Origin of the sequence: Dietzia sp. IN118 (assembly GCF_032905965.1) — a bacterium.
In the GTDB taxonomy this organism is placed as follows: Bacteria; Actinomycetota; Actinomycetes; order Mycobacteriales; family Mycobacteriaceae; genus Dietzia; species Dietzia kunjamensis.
In genome coordinates this window covers 2,018,475-2,038,278 of the sequence record NZ_JAUMSR010000001.1, presented here as the reverse complement: position 1 = coordinate 2,038,278, position 19,804 = coordinate 2,018,475, and the positions used below count along the sequence as shown (strand labels likewise).

Here is a 19,804-nt window from a genome sequence, read left to right as displayed (position 1 = left end):
TTAAGGTAGTAATGAAGTCGCGGGTCCGGTGCGACAACGCCGGGCCGGCACCCGAGACGACCACGAGGGGTATCCCATGCCGTTGACTCCAGCCGATGTGCACAACGTCGCGTTCTCCAAGCCGCCGATCGGCAAGCGGGGCTACAACGAGGACGAGGTCGACCAGTTCCTCGACCTGGTCGAGACGGAGCTCGCGGAACTCGTCTCGGACAACGAGGACCTCCGCCAGCGGGTGGAGGAGCTCACCAAGGATCTCGAGAAGGCGCGCAAGGCCGCCGACGAGTCCGGCAAATCCTCCGGCGCCGCCACCGGCGGCTCGGGTACGGCACAGCAGCCGGCCGCCCCGGCGCCCGCGCCGACCCCCGCGCCCGCACCTGCCGCGGCCGCCGCGCCGACCACCCCGACTCCGGCCGCCGCGACCCCGTCGCTGGGCAAGAGCGAGGACGACGGCGCCGCCAACAACGAGACCCACCTGCGCGCCGCCCGCGTCCTGGCCATGGCCCAGGAGATGGCCGACCGGCTCACCGGCGAGGCCAAGAAGGAGTCCGACGGACTCATGGCCAAGGCCCGCAGCGAGTCCGACCGGCTGGTGGGCGACGCCAAGTCCCAGTCCGATCGCCTGGTCGGCGACGCCAAGTCCCAGTCCGAGAAGATGGTCGGCGACGCCCGCAAGGAGGCCGACAAGATCCTCACCGAGGCCAAGAGCAAGTCCGACGGCATCGTCAAGGACGCCCAGGCCCGGTCCGAGCAGCAGGTCAAGGAGGCGCAGGCGAAGGCCGACGCCCTGCAGGCCGACGCCGAGCGCAAGCACACCGAGATCATGGCCACCATCAACCAGCAGCGTGGCGTGCTCGAGAGCCGGATCGACCAGCTGCGGACGTTCGAGAAGGACTACCGCAGCCGCCTCACCAGCTACCTGGAGAACCAGCTCTCGGAGCTCGGCAAGACCGGATCGGCCGCCCCGGCCGCCCCGGCGGGCTCGTCCACCCCGGGCGGTCCGGCCGCCTCGTCCGCGCCCGGTGAGGGTGCCGGCAGTGCCGGCGCCGCCGGTTCGTCCGACCAGTCGACCAAGAAGGACGGCGGTCACCGCGCCGAGTGATCCACCCCTCGTGACGGATACGGTCCCCGCCCCTGCCCAAGGGTGCGGGGACCGACGTATATTCGGGGGGGGACGGGGCCACCGACGGTGCGACCCTCTTTCCCCATCGCCCAGCTCCCAAAATTCACCCAACACCAGGATTCGCCCACCAGGAGGCACGGATGCTCGTCGCCGCGCTCGGACTGACGGTCCTCGGCTTCGCCTTCCTCGTGGCGGCCGTCGCGACCGGGCAGATCGGGTGGGCGTGGGCGTGTATCGTCGTCGGAGCCCTGGGGCTCATCCTGCTGCTGGTCGACCTGATCCATGGGCGCGCCGAGCGCGACCGCGAGCCGCGGATGACCTCGGAAGAGGCGGACGCCCGCACCGACGGGTAATATCGGGACCTGTCCGGCCGTGAGCCGGACGCGCGGAGATCCGGCCATCACCGGGGAGTGCTCGGAAGAACGGTGGGACCCCGCACGGCGGGGACCGCTCAGTAGAACCGAACGGGGGAGCCCGTCACAGCCCGACCCACGAGTGGGCGTCGCACGTCGTCGCCAAACGGGGTGGTACCGCGGACGGAACGCGCCAGACGCGATCCGGTTCGTCCCCGAGCGCAGGCCTGACGGCCCCACGGATGCGAACTCGTGCGGGCCCCGTACGCGAGGAGTCCGCCCACATGAGCACCGAACCCGTAGCGACCGAACCCGCCGACGGCGAGCCCGCTGCCACCGGCAGCGCGTACCCCGTGCTCGACCTCGCCGGGGGCGCCACGTCCCAGACGCCGTCGTTCCCCGCCCTCGAGGAGACGGTCCTGCAGCGGTGGGACGAGCGCGACACGTTCCGCGAGTCCATCCGTAACCGTGCGGACGCGCAGGAGTACGTCTTCTACGACGGGCCCCCGTTCGCCAACGGCCTGCCCCACTACGGTCACCTGCTCACCGGGTACGTCAAGGATGTCGTCCCGCGCTATCGCACCATGCGTGGGTACAGGGTCGAGCGCCGGTTCGGCTGGGACTGCCACGGCCTGCCCGCCGAGCTCGAGGCCGAGAAGCAGCTCGGCATCACCGAGAAGTCCCAGATCCTCGACATGGGCCTGGCCAAGTTCAACAACGCCTGCGAGATGTCGGTGCTGCAGTACACCGACGAGTGGGAGAAGTACGTCCACCGCCAGGCCCGCTGGGTGGACTTCGACAACGACTACAAGACCCTCGACATCGACTTCACCGAGTCCGTGCTGTGGGCCTTCAAGCGGCTCTACGACAAGGGCCTGATCTACAAGGGTTTCCGCGTGCTGCCGTACTCCTGGTACGAGCAGACGCCACTGTCCAACCAGGAGACCCGCCTGGACGACGCCTACAAGATGCGTCAGGACCCGGCCGTCACCGTCGGGCTGCCCCTGGAGGCCCCTCAGGACAGCCCGTTCCACGGCGCCGAGGCACTGGTGTGGACCACCACGCCGTGGACCCTGCCCTCCAACCTCGCCGCCGCCGTCCACCCCGAGATCGACTACTCGGTGGTCCGGGTCGACTCCGGTGAGTTCGCCGGGCGGAGCTTCGTCCTCGCCGAGGCACGCCGCGGCGTCTACGCCGCCGAGTTCGGTGAGGACGCGGAGGTCGTGACGACCGTCAAGGGCTCCGAGCTGGTGGGCCTGCGGTACACCCCGCCGTTCGACTTCTTCGCCGGTCACGCGGGTGCGCACGTCGTGCTCTCGGCCGACTATGTCACCACCGAGTCCGGTACCGGCGTCGTCCACCTCGCGCCCGCCTTCGGTGAGGAGGACAAGGACGCCTGCGACGCCGCCGGGATCGAGCTCGTCATCCCGGTGGGCCCGGACGGCAAGTTCACCGCCGAGGTGCCGCCGTACGCCGGCCAGCTCGTCTTCGACGCCAACGCGCCCATCTCCCGCGATCTGCGGGCCGATGGCCGGTTGATCCGCCACGAGACCATCGAGCACTCCTACCCACACTCCTGGCGCTCCGGCCAGCCGCTCATCTACATGGCGTTGCCCGCGTGGTTCGTCAAGGTCACCGCGTTCCGGGACCGCATGGTCGAGCTCAACCGCGAGCACATCACCTGGATGCCGGAGCACGTGCGCGACGGCCAGTTCGGCAAGTGGCTCGAGGGCGCCCGCGACTGGAACATCAACCGCAACCGCTACTGGGGCGCCCCGATCCCGGTGTGGGAGTCCGACGACCCCGCCTACCCGCGGGTCGACGTCTACGGGTCCCTCGACGAGTTGGAAGCCGACTTCGGCGTCCGGCCCACCGACCTGCACCGCCCGTACATCGACGAGCTGACCCGGCCCAACCCGGACGACCCGACCGGCAAGTCGACCATGCGCCGCATCCCGGACGTGTTCGACTGCTGGTTCGAGTCCGGGTCGATGCCGTTCGCCCAGGTCCACTACCCCTTCGAGAACAAGGAGTGGTTCGAGACCCACAACCCGGGTGACTTCATCGTCGAGTACAACGGGCAGACCCGCGGCTGGTTCTACACCCTGCACGTGCTGGCCACCGCGCTGTTCGACCGTCCCGCGTTCACCCATGTCGCCGCCCACGGGATCGTCCTGGGCAACGACGGTCTCAAGATGAGCAAGTCCAAGGGCAACTACCCGGACGTCAACGAGGTGTTCTCCCGCGACGGCTCGGACGCCATGCGCTGGTTCCTCATGAGCTCGCCGATCCTGCGGGGCGGCAACCTCGTGGTGACCGAGCAGGGCATCCGCGAGGGCGTCCGCCAGGCCATGCTGCCGCTGTGGAACTCCTACAGCTTCTTCCAGCTGTACGCCTCCCGCCGGGCCACCTGGCGTACGGACTCGGAGCACGTGCTGGACCGCTACATCCTGTCCCGCCTGGCGTCCACGCGCGACGCCATGACCGAGGCGCTGGACGCGACGGACATCGCGGCGGCTTGCGACGAGCTGCGCCTGTTCGCCGACGCCCTGACCAACTGGTACGTCCGCCGGTCGCGCTCCCGGTTCTGGGCCGGCGAGGACAGCGGCCAGGATTCCCGCGACGCCTTCGACACCCTCTACACGGTGCTCGAAACCACCATGCGCCTCGCCGCGCCGCTGCTGCCGCTGATGAGCGAGGTCGTGTGGACCGGGCTCACCGGTGAGGAGTCGGTGCACCTGGTGGACTGGCCGGCCGCCGACGAGCTGCCGCACGATGCCGACCTGGTCGAGGCGATGGAGGCCGTGCGCGACGTGTGCTCCACCGTGTCCTCGATCCGCAAGGCCAAGCACCTGCGGGTGCGCCTGCCGCTCAGCTCGCTCACGGTGGCCATGCCCGACGCAGAGCGGCTCCAGCCGTTCACCGGTCTCATCGCCGACGAGGTCAACGTCCGCGAGGTGCGCCTCACCAGCGACGTGGCCACCCACGGGCGGATGGAACTGGCGGTCAACGCGCGCGCTGCCGGCCCGCGGCTGGGCAAGCAGGTCCAGGCCTGCATCAAGGCCGCCAAGTCCGGTGACTGGACCGAGACCGACGGCGTCGTGGTCGCCGGCGGCGTCGAGCTGCAGGAGGGCGAGTACGAGCACCGGCTCGTGGCCGCCGATCCCGAGTCCACGGCGGCGCTGCCCGGCGGTGCCGGCCTGGTCGTGCTGGATCTGACGGTCACCGAGGAGCTCGAGGCCGAGGGCTGGGCAAAGGACCGGATCCGCGAGATCCAGGAGGCCCGCCGCGGTGCCGGTTTCGACATCTCCGACCGCATCCGGGTGCGCATGGAGGTACCGTCCGCCCGCCGTGAGTGGGCGGACCGTCACGCGCAGCTCATCGCCGGCGAGGTGCTGGCCACCGACTTCGCCGTCGTCGACGCACTGGACCCGGCAGACGGGGACCCGGTCGAGCTCGCCGAGGGCGTCCGGATGACGCTGGCTCGGGTCTGACCGGCGGCTCGTCATGGGTGGCGGGCAGGACCGCTGGGTCCTGCACGTGGACATGGACGCGTTCTTCGCGTCCTGCGAGCAGCTGACCCGGCCGACCCTGCGGGGTCGGCCGGTGCTCGTGGGCGGTCAGGGCGGCCGCGGTGTGGTGGCGGGGTGTTCCTACGAGGCGCGAGCGAAGGGTGCCCGCTCGGCCATGCCCTCACACCAGGCGCGGCGCCTGGTGGGGCCGGGCGCGGTGTTCGTCTCGCCGCGGATGCCGGTCTACCGGGCCCTGAGCCGCCGGGTGTTCGAGGTGTTCGCCGAGCACGCGCCGGTCGTGGAGCAGATCTCCGTGGACGAGGCGTTCCTCGAGCCTCCGGAGCTGCGGGGCGCCGACGCCGACCGGACCCGACAGTGGGCGCAGGAGTTGCGTGCCGCCATCCGTGCGGCGACCGGGCTCCCGGCGTCGGTGGGGGCGGGGGCGGGCAAGCAGTACGCCAAGATCGCCTCGGAGCTGGCCAAGCCGGACGGTGTGGTGGTGGTGCCACGCCGCGACCACGCCGAGGTGATGTTCCCGCTTCCGGTGCGGAGCCTGTGGGGTGTGGGCCCGGTGGCGGGGGAGCGGCTGGCGCAGTTCGGGGTGGCGACCATCGGCGACCTCGCGGCGATGGACGACGACGACGTGGCCCACGCGCTCGGCAAGACGGTCGGCCCGGCGATCGCCCGGATCGCGCGGGGCTACGACGACCGGCCGGTGCACGAGCGGGCCGAGGCCAAGCAGATCAGCGCCGAGAGCACGTTCGCCGCCGATCTCACGACGTCGGGTCAGGTCGCGGCCGCGGTCCGTCGAGCGGTTGAGGCGGCGCATCGCAGGCTGCTCTCCGACGGCCGTGCGGCGCGGACGGTGACGGTCAAGGTCAAGCGCAGCGACTTCACCTCGATCACCCGCTCGTACACGTTGCCGGTGGGCACCACGTCGCTGGAGACGATCATCGCGGTGGCGCGCTCGCTCGCCCCGGACCCCGTGGACTTCGGGGCGATCCGCCTGCTGGGCGTGGGGGTGTCCGGCCTCACCGATCACTACCAGGACGCGCTGTTCGAGCAGGAGTTCGTCCCCGTGGACCGGTCGGGGTCCGACGACGACGACGACGAGGACCTGCCCGACATCGTCGGAGTGGGCACCACCGTCACCACCGACGAGTCCGAACCGGCCGACGACGGGACCGGACCCGCGGACGAGGGGGCGGCCGACGGACGGGGGGCAGGGGAACTCCCGGCGATCGGGGCGTGGCGGCAGGCCGGGCACCGGCGTTTCGAGACGGGCGCGGACGTGCGACACCCGGAATTCGGGCACGGCTGGGTGCAGGGATCGGGCCACGGCCGGGTGTCGGTCCGGTTCGAGACGGCGGCGACGGGCCCCGGTCGGATGCGCACATTCGCCGAGGACGATCCGGACCTCGAGCCCGCGGACCCGCTGGACTCCCTGGGGTGGTGACCCGGCGGCCCCGCCTCGCCCCCGCCGACGCCCGGCCCTGCTGCAGCCGCTCCTCGAGATGGCGCCTCGCCCCCGCCGACGCCCGGCCCTGCTGCAGCCGCTCCTCGAGATGGCGCCTCGCCCCCGCCGCGGGGCACGCGAGACGCCATGGGCGCGTGCGGCTGCGGCGGGGCGGGCAGGGCGCCAGCACACCCCCGGCTGACCGCGCTGCCTCTCTGCCCTGCGCTGCGTGAACGCCCGCCGGCGCCCCGCCAGCCCCGCAACCGCCGGCCCCGCAACCGGCGACGTCTGCTCGTCAGCTGTAGAGGTGGTAGCGCCCCCACTTTCGGCGCACCTCTGCGGCCGCACCGTCGCCGCCGGCGCCGTCTGCACTGCCCGCGGTGGACAGCAGCGCGGCGAGCAGGACCCGGGCCTGCCCGGATCGCAGGTATCCGCAGCTCAGCACGCCACGAGCGGCGAGCTCCGCGCCACCGCCCGGGCCGCCGTAGGTCGAGGTCGCCTCACCCCGCGGCACCCGGCTGGACGCCACCACCACGATGTCCGGCCGGTCGTCCGCCAACCGTGCGACCGCGTCCGCGACGAGCGGGGGCAGGTTGCCGGATCCCGACCCCTCCAGGACCAGTCCGCGCGCCCCGGCCTCGACACACGCGTGGACCGCGACCGCGTCCGCGCCGGGCGGGCACGCCACGACGTCGACGCGGGTGTCGGTGAAGCGGGCCCGGCCGGTGAGGGTGGGGCGTTCGAGCTCCGGGGGCAGGTCCTCGACCGGGTGCTCGGGCGAGTTGCGGGCGAAGGCGACGGGATCGGTCGTGTGCCACTTGCGCACGCCGCGGGCCTGCAGGATGGCCCGGCCCAGGACCACCAGCACCCCCAGGTCGCGGGAGACGGGGTCGGCGGCCAGCAGGACGGCGTCCAGGAGGTTGGCAGGCCCGTCGGCCTCGGGGTGGTCGGCGGGACGCTGGGCCCCGGTGAGCGCGACAGGCCGCGGGTCGTCGTGGTGCAGATCGAGGGCGATGGCGGTCTCCTCGAGGGTGTCGGTCCCGTGGGACACCACGACCCCCGACACCGACGGATCGGACAGCGCGTCACCCACCGCGTCGACCAGCAGGTCCCACTCGGCCGGGCCGAACGTGGAGGAGTCGGCGTCGAGCACGGCGCGCGCGCTCACGGTGATCTGGTCCGGCAGCACCGCCCGCAGGCCGTCGAGCATGGCCTGCGTCGCGGGGTCGGAGTCCCCGGCCACGACCGCCCCCTCCGGCGTGGTCGAGGCGGTGATCGTGCCTCCCGTGGTGCAGATCACGATGTGGGGGGTATCGGTGCTGGTCTCGGCGCTGGTCACCCGCTCCACAGTGGTGTGCGGGCGGCCCGGCGTCAACCATCCCGGCCGCTGACGATGGAACAATGGCTCACCGATGTTCGTTGGGCCGGTGACCCGGCCCGGAGCCATGCCCGGCTCGGTACCGCATGCCCGGTGCCGCACATCTCGACGAAAGGACCCCGCGTGAGTCTTCGACGGACCATCGCCGCAGTCTCCCTGTCCGCCTTCGCACTGGGTGGCCTCGCCGCCTGCGGAGGTGACGACGACGGTGGGCGCGAGACCGCCCCCGCGCCCACCACGAGCGCGCAGGAGACCACCGTGCCCACCGCCGAGGAGCTGACCCAGCTGCTCGACCGGGCCTCCGACCCCGCGGTGCCGGTGGAGGAGAAGGTCGACCTGGTGGAGGGGGGCGCGGAGGCGCCCGAGATCTTCGACCAGATCGCCGCCCTCAAGGCCGAGCAGGGCGCCGACGTGACGATCACCGGCGCGGCGGAGGGGGACATCCCCGGCACGCTCATCGCCAACGCGGTGATCTCCCAGCCGGGCCAGGAGGACATCAACGTCCAGGCCCAGTTCATCAACCAGGGTGGTCAGTGGCAGCTTCAGAAGGCGTTCGCCTGCGCGCTCATCACCAACGCCGGGCTGGAGCCGCCGGCCACGTGCGCCGCGGCCTGACCGCACCTCAGCGCGCCGTCGGCCCGGACTGACAGCGAGGCCTGACCAGCGTCAGTCCACGCTGCGGAACCGCAGCACCGAGTCCTCGTCGTAGGTCGTGCGTCGTCCCGAGTCGGGATCGACGTAGACGGCCCGCGTCGAGGACTCGGTCGTTCCGCCCACCGGCACCGGGGCTCGTAGGTCCACCATGAGCTCGCCCGAGCCGGTGACCTCGTAGGACTCCACGTCGAGGGTGACGCCCGGCCCGCCGTCGGGTGCCGGGGCGGCCAGGGTGCCCGCCGGGTCGGGAGCGGTGGTGCTCGACCGGACGGTGGCGATGTCGCCGTCGACGTCGACGAGTTCGTAGGTGGTGACCCTCGTCGGGGCCACGGCGTCGTCGACCCGGCGGGTGACGGTCCAGCGGGCGCCGACGCCGATCTCTTCGGTGGGGAACGCCACTGTCGCGTCCGACACCGCGTTGGCGGTGATCTCCACTCCGGCGCGGGCGGCGTCGGTGGCCCCCGAGGGGGCCGCCAGCGACAGTTCCCGGACGATGCCGTCGGCACTGCGGGTCCAGGTGACGGTGAACCCGGGGGCGGTGGAGAACTGGGCGTTGCGGAGTTCGTCCACGGACGTGAACTCCCGCGCGGTCACGGTCGCCCGCTGCGCGCCGTCGACGTCGGGCTCCGATCGTCCCTCCACGGTGAGGGTCTGCGCCGGGGTGTCGTCGGTGCGCGGCTCGGCTCCCGGGACCTCGGTCCGCGAGTTGGCGGAGCGGGTGATCGCCACGACCGACGGTTCGAGCGAGGGGGCATAGGCCAGGACTCGCCGCTCGCCCTCGCCGGCGTCGATGAGGTCGACGACCGGGGCGGGACCGGGGTCGACGGTCACCTCGGGTTCGAGGGCATCCGTCCCCTCTGCGGCGGACGAGCCCGGGCCGCCGTCGGCGGGGTCCGCGGCATCGTCCCCGGCGCACGCGGAGGTGCCGGCCACGAGCGTCACGGCCAGCGCCGCCGCGAGAAGACGGTGACCGCGACGAGCGGTTCGGGAGGGGCCGGGGGAGACGGTCGATCGCGGGTCCACGGCCCCGAGCCTAGAGGGTCGCCCACCCGGCGCCGTCGGGCCCGCGGCCGGATCAGGGATACTGGAGCCCATGACGGAGACCAACGGGACGCCGCCCGACGCGTCGGGGCCCACGCCCGGCAGCGCGGCGCCACAGGGTGACTCACCCGCGAGCACCGCGCCCCACGACCCCGCGCCTCACAACCGTGCGCCCCACTACTTCCGGGGCGGGCCGGTGGTCATGCTGGTGATCGCCGCGCTGATCGTCGCCGCAGACCAGATCGCCAAGGTCCTGGCCGTGGCGAACCTGGAGGACTCGAGGCCCATCGAGCTCATCGGCGACACGGTTCGTCTGGTCCTGCTGCGCAACCCGGGCGCCGCGTTCTCCATGGGCACCGAGTTCACGGTGGTGTTGAGCATCGTCGCCACGGTCGTGGTGGCCGGCCTGCTGTGGTTCTCCCGCAGGGTCCACTCCCGGTGGTGGGCGTGGGGCCTCGGACTGATCCTGGGCGGCGCCGCCGGAAACCTGGTGGACCGCTACTTCCGCGCGCCCGGCATCCTGCAGGGCCACGTCGTGGACTACATGGCCGTCGGCTGGTGGCCCGTGTTCAACGTGGCCGACGCCAGCCTGGTCACGGGCGTGATCGTCGTGGCCGTGGCCGTGTTCCGCAACGTCGACTTCGACGGCTCGCGGGTGTCCGAGGCGCTCGCCGGCGACAAGAAGGCCCCTGCCGACCCCGCCGCCCCCGCCCACGAGAAGGACCCCGCCGATGGGTGAGGTCCGCACCTTCCCCGTCCCCGACGGGCTCGACGGCATGCGCGTCGACGCCGGTGTCTCCCGCCTCCTGGGCATCTCGCGGACCGCGGTCGCCGACCTGGCCGGCGAGGGCAAGGTCCTGCTCGACGGGCACACCGTGGGCAAGTCCGACAAGCTCACCGGGATGTCCTGGATCGAGGTCGAGATGCCCGAACCGCGGGCCGAGCCCGCCGTGGTCGCCGAGCCGGTCGAGGGGATGGCGGTCCTGTACTCGGACGCGGACATCGTCGTCGTCGACAAACCGGTCGGTGTCGCCGCGCACGCGTCCGTCGGCTGGACCGGCCCCACGGTGATCGGCGGCCTGGCCGCCGCCGGGTACCGCATCTCCACCTCCGGCCCGCCGGAGCGCAAGGGGATCGTCCACCGCCTGGACGTCGGCACGTCCGGACTGATGGTGGTCGCGGCGTCCGAACGGGCGTACACGCTGCTCAAGCGGGCGTTCCGCGACCGGACCGTCGACAAGACCTACCACGCGCTGGTGCAGGGCCACCCCGATCCGCTGTCGGGGACCATCGATGCGCCGATCGGCCGGCACACCTCGTCGGACTGGCGCTTCGCCGTCACCTCCGACGGCAAGCACTCGATCACCCACTACGACACCCTCGAGGCGCACCAGGCCGCGACGCTCGTCGAGGTCAAGCTCGAGACCGGCCGCACCCACCAGATCCGCGTGCACTTCTCCGCGCTGCACCACCCGTGCGCGGGCGACCTCACCTACGGCGCCGACCCGGTCCTGGCCAGGCGGCTCGGCCTCGAGCGGCAGTGGCTGCACGCGGTGGGGCTGGGCTTCGAGCACCCGGGCACCGGCTCGCGCGTCGACTTCACCAGCACCTACCCCGACGATCTCCAGCACGCGATCGACGTCCTGCGCTCGGCATGACCCTCGCCGCGCGGGTGCTGAAGATCGCCGGCGTGGGGGTCGTGATCGTGGTGGCGTTGGTCGCGATCCTCACCGCGCTGCGCACCGACCCGCCCCGGAGCCCCGGCGTCATGACCGACGCCCTGGGACCCGAGGACGGCGAACGCGTCGACGACTACCTCGCCCGCGCGGCCGACTCACTGGTCACCGCGGGCGGCGGGGGAGATGCCGCACGGGGTTCCGGCGGAGATGACGACGACGACCACGACGACGACGAGGCCCTCGCCTCCGACCCCGACGCCCGTCGCTGGGCCCTCGTGACCGCAGGCTGGGCGTGGACGGTCCCCGAGGCGGTCGGCGTGGTCCGGGAACTGCCGCGCGTCTCGGGGCTGTACGTGCAGGTGCCGGTCGACGGGGTCGCCATGCCCGTCACCGGGGTGACCCTGGCCGAGCCGGTGGCGGGGGAGTCGGGCCGCGAGCCCGTCTTCCACCGCGGTCTCGAACAGGTGACCCGGCGGCTCGAGGCCGGACCGCCGACCGGGCCCGGGGTGCCACAGCCGCCCGACGCCGGGCGGGCCGCCGCCACCGCCGCCCTCACCGTCTCGCGGATCCGTGCCGGAGAGCCGGCGATCATCGGGTTGCTCGCCCGCGGCACCACCGAGCAGTTGCGCGCGGTGGCCGACCAACCGTGGGTCCGCGCGGTCGAGGCCCTGCCGCCGGACGCGGTATGGGAACGCTTCGCCGTCCGGCCGCTGCAGCCGCAGCAGGTCGACGCGGCCTTCCCGCTGCCGGATGACGGCCCGGTCCCGGCCGCCTGAGCCCCGCGCGCCCACCGACGGCACCCACCCCCGAAAGGGCTCGACATGCGGGGCCGATCCGGGGCCTGGCTAGGGTTGCGCCGGTGAGCAGCGAGGGGCCGAGCCGGCGGGTGAGCAACAGCGAGAAGTCGGTGGCCGGCGGGATGGTCGCCGGCATCGCCGCGTACACCCTCTGGGGGTTCTTCCCCGCGTTCTTCCCGCTGCTCGAGCCCGCCGGCGCCGTCGAGATCGTCGGCCACCGGATCGTGTGGTCGCTCGTCGTCATGGCCGTCGTGCTCACAGTGCTGCGGCGCTGGCGCGACCTGTGGGCCATCGACCGCGTCTCGTGGGCCCGGGTCGGCGGGGCCGCCGTCTTCATCACCGCCAATTGGGGCGTGTACGTGTATGCGGTCAACTCCGAGCGCGTCACCGAGGCCGCCCTCGGGTACACGATCAACCCGCTGGTCAGTGTCCTGCTGGGCGTCCTGTTGTTCCGCGAACGACTCAATCGCCCACAGTGGCTCGCGGTGGCCCTCGCCGTCGTCGCCGTCGGGGTCCTCACCGCCGGATACGGCCACTTCCCGTACCTCTCGGTGATCCTCGCGATGAGCTTCGGCATGTACGGCGTGCTCAAGAAGAAGCTGCGCGTTGACCCGGTGATCGGGATGACGGGCGAGGTGCTGGTGATCGCCCCGTTCGCGCTGGCCCTGCTGCTGTGGCTGGGTGCGACCGGCGCGGGCACGTTCACCACGGAGGGCGCCGGGCATTCGGTGTTGCTGGCCACCGCCGGGCTCGTCACCGTGGTGCCGCTGTTGCTGTTCGCCGTGGCCGCGCAGCGCATCCCGTTGGCGACCGTGGGGATGCTGCAGTACATCGTGCCGGTGTTGCAGATGGCCTGGGGACTGCTCGTCGTGGGCGAGCGGCTGGACGCCGTGCAGTGGGTCGGGTTCGCGCTCATCTGGGTCGCGGTGATCGCGTTCACGCTGGCCGGCAGGCAGCCACGCTCGGCCCGCGCTGGGGTTTCGGGGACTGTCGGGGATGCGACCTACACTGGGCCGGACGAGTCGTAGGAGGAATGCTGCGTGGGCGGATCCCAGTTCGTGCATCTGCACAATCACACCGAGTTCTCGATGCTCGACGGGATGGCGCAGATCGACCCGCTGTTCGCGGAGGCCTCCCGGCTCGGCATGCCGGCGGTCGGGATGACCGACCACGGCAACATGTACGGCTCGTCGGACTTCTACAAGCAGGCCGTCAAGACCGGCATCAAGCCGATCATCGGGATCGAGGCGTACGTCGCCCCCGAGTCGCGGTTCAACAAGAAGCGCGTGCTGTGGGGCGAGAAGAACCAGAAGAGCGACGACGTCGCGGGCTCCGGCGCGTACACCCACATGACGATGGTCGCCGAGAACGCCACCGGCCTGCGCAACCTCTTCCGCCTGTCCTCGCTGGCCTCCTACGAGGGGCAGCTGGGCAAGTGGGCGCGCATGGACGCCGAGATCCTCGCCGAGCACTCCGAGGGGATCATCGCGACCTCCGGCTGCCCCTCCGGTGAGATCCAGACGCGGCTGCGCCTGGGCCACAGGAAGGAGGCCTACGAGGCCGCGGAGAAGTGGCAGTCGATCTTCGGCAAGGACAATTTTTTCCTCGAGTTGATGGACCACGGGATCGACATCGAGCGCAGGGTCCGCGAGGACCTCCTCACGCTCGGCAAGGACCTGGGGATGCCGCCGTTGGTGACCAACGACTGCCACTACGTCACCCGCGAGCAGGCCCACTACCACGAGGCCATGCTCTGCGTGCAGACCGGAAAGACCCTCGCCGACGAGAACCGCTTCAAGTTCGACGGTGACGGCTACTTCCTCAAGTCCGCCGACGAGATGCGCGCCCAGTGGGACACCGAAGTCCCCGGCGGCTGCGACAACACCCTGTGGATCGCCGAGCGCGTCCAGCCGTACGACGACATCTGGGCCCCCAAGGACCGGATGCCCAAGTTCCCCGTCCCCGACGGCGAGACCGAGGACACCTGGCTGGCCAGGGAGGTCCAGAAGGGTCTGGAGTGGCGGTTCCCGGACGGTGTCCCGCAGGAGTATCTCGACCGCGCCGCGTTCGAGCTCGAGGTCATCAAGGGCAAGGGTTACCCCGGCTACTTCCTGGTGGTCGGTGACCTCATCGAGCACGCCCGCTCCATCGGTATCAAGGTCGGACCCGGCCGAGGCTCAGCCGCCGGCGCCCTGGTCGCGTACGCGCTGAAGATCACCAACATCGACCCGATCGAGCACGGGCTGCTGTTCGAGAGGTTCCTCAACCCCGAGCGTCCGTCGGCGCCGGATATCGATATCGACTTCGACGACCGCCGTCGCGGCGAGATGATCCGCTACGCCTCCGACAAGTGGGGCGCCGACAAGATCGCCCAGGTCATCACGTTCGGCACCATCAAGACCAAGGCCGCCATCAAGGACGCCGCGCGCGTGAACTTCGGCCAGCCCGGCTACGCGATCGCCGACCGGATCACCAAGGCACTGCCGCCGCCGATCATGGCCAAGGACATCCCGCTGTCCGGGATCACCGACTCCAAGCACGAGCGCTTCGGTGAGGCCGCCGAGGTCCGTCAGCTCATCGAGACGGACCCCGACGTCAAGCGGATCTACGACACGGCCCGCGGGCTCGAGGGCATGGTCCGCCAGGCCGGCGTGCACGCCTGCGCGGTGATCATGTCCTCCGAGCCGTTGCTCGACGTGATCCCCATGTGGAAGCGCGCGCAGGACGGCGCCATCATCACCGGCTGGGACTACCCGTCGTGTGAGGACATCGGCCTGCTCAAGATGGACTTCCTGGGCCTGCGCAACCTCACGGTGATCGGCGACTGCCTGGAGAACATCAAGCTCAACCGGGGCGAGGAGATCGACCTCGACGTCCTGAGCACGGACGACCCCGCGACCTACGAGCTGCTCGCCCGCGGTGACACGCTGGGCGTGTTCCAGCTCGACTCCGGCGGCATGCGCGAGCTGCTCAAGCGGATGAAGCCCACCGGCTTCAACGACATCGTGGCCGCCCTCGCCCTGTACCGCCCCGGGCCGATGGGCATGGGGACGCACTGGAACTACGCCGACCGAAAGAACGGCAAGCAGGAACTGGTGCCCATCCACCCCGAGCTCGAGGAACCGCTCCGGGAGATCCTCGGCGAGACCCACGGCCTGATCGTGTACCAGGAGCAGATCATGGCCATCTCCCGCGAACTCGCGGGATACACGGCCGGTGAGGCCGACGGCTTCCGTAAGGCCATGGGCAAGAAGAAGGCCGAGGTGCTGGCCGCCGAGTACGAGAAGTTCTCCGGCGGCATGTTCGAGCGCGGTTTCTCCAAGGACGCCGTCGACGCACTGTGGGGCACCATCGAGCCCTTCGCCTCGTACGCGTTCAACAAGTCGCACGCGGCCGGCTACGGCCTCGTCTCCTTCTGGACCGGCTACCTCAAGGCCAACTACCCGGCCGAGTACATGGCCGCGCTGCTCACCTCCGTCGGCGACGACAAGGACAAGGCCGCCCTGTACCTGTCCAACTGCCGCCAGATGGGCATCAAGGTCCTGCCGCCGTCGGTCAACGAGTCGCGGACCAACTTCCTGTCGGTGGGCACGGACATCCGCTTCGGACTGGGCGCGGTGCGCAACGTCGGCGCCCAGGTGGTCGACTCGATCGTCGCGGCCCGCGAGGCGAAGGGCGAGTTCGGCGACTTCTCGGACTACCTGGCCAAGATCGACCAGACCGCCTGCACCAAGAAGGTCACCGAGTCGCTCGTCAAGGCCGGCGCCTTCGACTCTCTCGGCCACCCGCGCAAGGGACTGTTCCTGGTCCACGCCGACGCGGTGGAATCGGTGATGTCCACCAAGAAGGCCGAGGCGGTGGGTCAGTTCGACCTGTTCGGCGGGGGAGATGACGCCGAGGCCGACTCGGGCTTTGGCGACGTCTTCGCCGTCCGGGTCCCCGACGAGGAATGGGACATCAAGCAGAAGCTCGCCCTGGAACGCGAGATGCTGGGTCTGTACGTGTCCGGGCACCCGCTGGACGGGCTCGAGGCCGCCCTGGAGGCCAAGACCGACACCACCATCGCCACCATCCACGAGGGCGAGCTCGCGCACGGCACCGCCGTGACGATCGGCGGGATCATCTCCGGCGTCGACCGGCGGGTCAACAAGAACGGCGAGCCGTGGGCGATCGTCACCATCGAGGACTTCAACGGCAGTGTCGAGGTGCTGTTCTTCCCCAAGACGTACCGTCTCGCGGCGATGGACATCGCCGAGGACGCGGTGGTGCTGGTCAAGGCGCGCATCAACATCCGTGAGGACCGCGTCTCGGTGTTCGGCGACACCCTCGAGGTGCCCGACCTGGTCGTCGGTGGCAACGGGGCGCCGCTGGCGCTCACGCTGCCGACGCGGATGTGCACCATCGAGACCGTCACCGCGCTCAAGCAGGTCCTGGGGCGGCACCCCGGACCGTCGGACGTGCACCTGCGGTTGGTCAACGGAAGTTCGTCGACCGTCCTGCGGCTCGATGACCACCTGCGGGTCGAGACCTCGTCCTCGCTGATGGGCGATCTCAAGGCGCTGCTCGGCCCCGGCTGCCTCACGGGCTGACCGGGTTGACGGTGATCGTGGGCGCGGTGGGACACTGGTGGCTGTGACCGTCACCGATTCCGCCACGACCCAGGTCGTCACCCCCGACGACATCGACGCCGCCGCCCGCCGGATCGGTGACGTGGTCCGGTGCACCGACCTCCAGGTCAGTGAGCGGCTGAGCGAGCAGACCGGCGCGCACATCCTGCTCAAGCGGGAGGACCAGCAGGACGTCCGCTCGTACAAGATCCGCGGCGCCTTCAACCTCATGGCGCAGCTGAACAGCGACGAGCGCAGTGCCGGCGTCGTGACGGCCAGCGCCGGCAACCACGCCCAGGGCGTCGCCTTCGCCTGCCGGGTGCTGGGTATCAACGGCCGGATCTACGTGCCGACCAACACGCCCAAGCAGAAGCGCGACCGGATCCTCGCCCACGGGCGGAACTCGGTCGAGCTCGTGGTGACGGGGACGAACTTCGACGCCGCCCAGACCGCCGCCCGAGCCGACGCCGCGCGCACCGGGGCGACCATGGTCCCGCCGTTCGACCACCCCGACACCATGGCGGGACAGGGCACGATCGCCGCCGAGATCCTCGCCCAGCTCGACGAGACGCCCGATGCCGTGGTGGTCCCCGTCGGCGGTGGCGGGCTGGTCGGTGGGCTGGCGACCTACCTCGCCGAGTACGCGCCGGACTGCAAGATCATCGCCGTCGAGCCCACCGGGGCCCCATCCCTGACCCGGGCGCTCGAGGCGGGGGAGCCGGTCACCCTCGACACCGTCGACACCTTCGTGGACGGCGCCTCCGTCGCACGGCTGGGGGAGTTCCCGTTCGGGGTCATCTCCTCGATGACCGAGCGGATCCAGGTCCTCACCGTCGACGAGGGCGCGGTGTGCACCGAGATGCTGGAGCTGTACCAGAACGAGGGGATCATCGCGGAGCCCGCCGGGGCACTGGCGGTGACCGCGCTGGAGCAGCTCGAGATCGACGAGGGTGCCACCGTCGTCTGCCTGGTCTCCGGTGGCAACAACGACGTCTCGCGGTACAGCGAGATCATCGAACGCTCCCTGGTCCACAAGGGACTCAAGCACTACTTCCTGGTGAAGTTCCCGCAGGAGCCCGGCCAGCTGCGCCGCTTCCTCGACGAGGTGCTGGGGCCCGAGGACGACATCACGCAGTTCGAGTACCTCAAGCGCAACAACCGCGAGTACGGCGCCGCGCTCGTGGGCATCGAGCTGGGCTCGGCCACCGGCCTGCACTCGCTGCTCGAGCGCATGGACGCCTCCCGCATCGACTGTGAGCGCCTCGAGCCGGGCACCGCGGCGTACGAGTACCTGACCTGACCTGATTTCACGCGCGGGCGGCGTCCACCGTGACGTCGTCTCAGCGCGTCCGCAGCACCGCGAAGCCGAACGCCTGGCAGAACACCGAGTCGTCGTCGGCGACCGCCCCCGAGGCGAACACCGCCTCGCCGGCCAGCGGGACCCGCGACGGCTCGGTGCCCAGGTTCACCACCAGCGCCAGCGCCCCGCGGTGGACCACGAGCCAGCGGTTGTCGTCGGCCTCCACGCCGCAGTCCACCCGGACCGAGCCCAGCCACGGGTCGCTGAGCTCCGGCTCGGACTTCCGCAGGGCGATCAGCGCCCGGTAGGTCCGCAGAATCTCGGCGTGCTCATCGGCCGCCTGCTCCGTGCGGTCGAGCACCGAGCGACGGAACGTCTCCGGATCCTGCGGGTCCGCCACCGTGTCCGGATCCCAGCCCATCGCCGCGAACTCGCGGGGCCGACCCTCACGCACAGCCTCGGCCAGCTCCGGCTCGGGATGCGAGGTGAAGAAGCAGAACGGCGTCCGCGCGCCCCACTCCTCACCCTGGAACAGCATCGGCGTGAAGGGCGAACAGAGGACGATGGCGGCCTTGGCCAGCTGCTGCTGGGGCGTGAGGTTCATCGACGGCCGGTCGCCGGCCGCGCGATTGCCCACCTGGTCGTGCGTCAGCGTGTAGGCCACGAACCGCGACCCCGGCACCCGGCTCACATCCAGCGGCCGCCCGTGCACGCGCCCGCGGAACGTCGAGAACGTCTCCGCGTGCAGGAACGCACCCGTGAGCACCTGTCGCAGCGACTCGAGCGACCCGAAGTCGGCGTAGTAGCCCTGCCGTTCCCCCGACACGGCGGCGTGGACGGCGTGGTGCACGTCGTCGTCCCACTGCCCGTCCAGCCCGAGGCCGCCACCCTCACGCGCGGTGACCGTCCGCGGATCGTTCTGATCCGACTCGGCGATGAGCGAGAGCGGCCGCCCGAGATGGGTCGCCAGCGACTCCACCTCCACCACCAGTTGCTCCAGCAGATGCACGGCCGAGGCGTCGTGCAGCGCGTGCACCGCATCCAACCGCAGCGCGTCCACGTGGAACTCGTCGAACCAGCGCAGCGCGTTGTCGATGATGTAGCGCCGCACCTCGCCCGAGTGCTCACCATCCAGGTTGAGCCCCGACCCCCACGGACCGTCCGCGGCCGACAGGTACGGCCCGAACTCCGGCAGGTAGTTCCCGGACGGCCCCAGGTGGTTGTAGACCACGTCCAGACACACCGCGAGCCCTCGAGCGTGGCAGGCGTCGACGAACTGCTGGAACGCGTCCGGCCCGCCGTACGGCTCGTGCACCGCGAACCACGCCACCCCGTCGTAGCCCCAGCCGTACTCGCCGTTGAACGCATTGAGCGGCATCACCTCGACCATGTCCACGCCCAGTTCGACCAGCTCATCGAGGTGCTCGATCGCGCTGGTCAGCGTCCCGCCGGCCGAGAACGTGCCCACGTGCATCTCGTAGATCACCGATCCGGCCAGCTGCCGTCCCGTCCACGCCTGGTCCGTCCAGCGGGACTCCTCGAGGCGGTGTACCCGAGACAGCCCGTGGACCCCGTTCGGCTGACGGGGCGACCGCGGGTCGGGCCGCGGCGGGCTGACCTCGTCGTCGTCGCCGGTCACCACGAATCCGTAGTCCCTGCCCTGCTCCCGGGGGATGCCGGACGTCCACCAGCCGCCCGGGGCGCGTCGCATCGGAACCGGGTCGGCGTCGGGGGAGTCCAGCACCAACCCCACCGCGCGGGCCTCGGGCGCCCAGACGGAGAACATCTCGTCGCGCGGGTCGGCGCCGGCGGGGACGGTCGTGGCGGTCGCGCTCGTGTCGGGCGGGGTCGCTTGGCTCGGTGAGGTCACACCGCCCAGCGTAGGGAAAACGCGCCGCCGCGGGGAG

14 protein-coding genes are annotated in these 19,804 nt (G+C 71.2%); 11 read left to right on the top strand and 3 right to left on the bottom strand.

Features of this window, described 5'->3' with window-relative positions; translation table 11 throughout:
* The first annotated feature begins 76 nt into the window (after positions 1–76).
* From Q2K20_RS09840 to Q2K20_RS09825, 4 genes are all read left to right on the top strand, one after another.
* Entirely contained in the window at positions 77–1,099 is a 1,023-nt protein-coding gene (locus tag Q2K20_RS09840; protein WP_269502578.1) for a DivIVA domain-containing protein, read from the top strand.
* A gap of 161 nt (positions 1,100–1,260) precedes the next feature.
* The gene (locus Q2K20_RS09835) at positions 1,261–1,473 is read left to right on the top strand and encodes a hypothetical protein (RefSeq protein ID WP_269502579.1); all 213 of its coding nucleotides are present in this window, start codon (positions 1,261–1,263) and stop codon (positions 1,471–1,473) included.
* 284 nt (positions 1,474–1,757) lie between these two features.
* Positions 1,758–4,967 carry an isoleucine--tRNA ligase gene (ileS, locus tag Q2K20_RS09830; RefSeq protein WP_269502581.1) on the top strand — a complete coding sequence of 1,070 codons (3,210 nt, stop codon included), beginning with the start codon at positions 1,758–1,760 and terminating at the stop codon, positions 4,965–4,967.
* A 13-nt stretch (positions 4,968–4,980) separates the two neighbouring features.
* Positions 4,981–6,441 carry a DNA polymerase IV gene (locus Q2K20_RS09825; RefSeq protein WP_119193507.1) on the top strand — a complete coding sequence of 487 codons (1,461 nt, stop codon included), beginning with the start codon at positions 4,981–4,983 and terminating at the stop codon, positions 6,439–6,441.
* A 295-nt stretch (positions 6,442–6,736) separates the two neighbouring features.
* Here the strand turns inward: Q2K20_RS09825 and Q2K20_RS09820 are convergent, their stop codons facing one another.
* On the bottom strand, positions 6,737–7,780 hold the full coding sequence (locus Q2K20_RS09820; protein WP_269502585.1) for an asparaginase: 1,044 nt from the start codon (positions 7,778–7,780) through the stop codon (positions 6,737–6,739).
* Between the two features lie 162 nt (positions 7,781–7,942).
* On the opposite strand from Q2K20_RS09820, the gene Q2K20_RS09815 reads away from it, so the two are divergent.
* The gene (locus Q2K20_RS09815) at positions 7,943–8,434 is read left to right on the top strand and encodes a hypothetical protein (RefSeq protein ID WP_120285825.1); all 492 of its coding nucleotides are present in this window, start codon (positions 7,943–7,945) and stop codon (positions 8,432–8,434) included.
* 51 nt (positions 8,435–8,485) lie between these two features.
* Here Q2K20_RS09815 and Q2K20_RS09810 read toward each other — a convergent pair whose 3' ends face one another.
* Positions 8,486–9,496, bottom strand: coding sequence for a hypothetical protein (locus tag Q2K20_RS09810; protein ID WP_227022243.1), 1,011 nt, complete (start codon positions 9,494–9,496; stop codon positions 8,486–8,488).
* Between the two features lie 70 nt (positions 9,497–9,566).
* Here Q2K20_RS09810 and lspA point away from each other — a divergent pair, with 70 nt between their 5' ends.
* The 6 genes from lspA to ilvA all read left to right on the top strand — a co-directional run bounded on the left by lspA (position 9,567) and on the right by ilvA (position 17,897).
* The gene (lspA, locus tag Q2K20_RS09805; RefSeq protein WP_269502595.1) at positions 9,567–10,253 is read left to right on the top strand and encodes a signal peptidase II; all 687 of its coding nucleotides are present in this window, start codon (positions 9,567–9,569) and stop codon (positions 10,251–10,253) included.
* Positions 10,246–11,172 carry an RluA family pseudouridine synthase gene (locus tag Q2K20_RS09800; RefSeq protein ID WP_120285828.1) on the top strand — a complete coding sequence of 309 codons (927 nt, stop codon included), beginning with the start codon at positions 10,246–10,248 and terminating at the stop codon, positions 11,170–11,172. Before lspA ends, Q2K20_RS09800 begins: the two co-directional genes overlap by 8 nt.
* The gene (locus Q2K20_RS09795; protein WP_269502599.1) at positions 11,169–11,969 is read left to right on the top strand and encodes a hypothetical protein; all 801 of its coding nucleotides are present in this window, start codon (positions 11,169–11,171) and stop codon (positions 11,967–11,969) included. Before Q2K20_RS09800 ends, Q2K20_RS09795 begins: the two co-directional genes overlap by 4 nt.
* Positions 11,970–12,112: 143 nt before the next feature.
* The gene (gene rarD / locus Q2K20_RS09790) at positions 12,113–13,018 is read left to right on the top strand and encodes an EamA family transporter RarD (RefSeq protein WP_269502802.1); all 906 of its coding nucleotides are present in this window, start codon (positions 12,113–12,115) and stop codon (positions 13,016–13,018) included.
* Positions 13,019–13,030: 12 nt separating this feature from the next.
* On the top strand, positions 13,031–16,579 hold the full coding sequence (gene dnaE, locus Q2K20_RS09785) for a DNA polymerase III subunit alpha (RefSeq protein WP_119192934.1): 3,549 nt from the start codon (positions 13,031–13,033) through the stop codon (positions 16,577–16,579).
* A 43-nt stretch (positions 16,580–16,622) separates the two neighbouring features.
* On the top strand, positions 16,623–17,897 hold the full coding sequence (gene ilvA, locus Q2K20_RS09780; protein WP_159148892.1) for a threonine ammonia-lyase IlvA: 1,275 nt from the start codon (positions 16,623–16,625) through the stop codon (positions 17,895–17,897).
* Between the two features lie 40 nt (positions 17,898–17,937).
* Here the strand turns inward: ilvA and treZ are convergent, their stop codons facing one another.
* On the bottom strand, positions 17,938–19,767 hold the full coding sequence (gene treZ / locus Q2K20_RS09775) for a malto-oligosyltrehalose trehalohydrolase (RefSeq protein WP_269502606.1): 1,830 nt from the start codon (positions 19,765–19,767) through the stop codon (positions 17,938–17,940).
* Positions 19,768–19,804 lie beyond the last annotated feature (37 nt).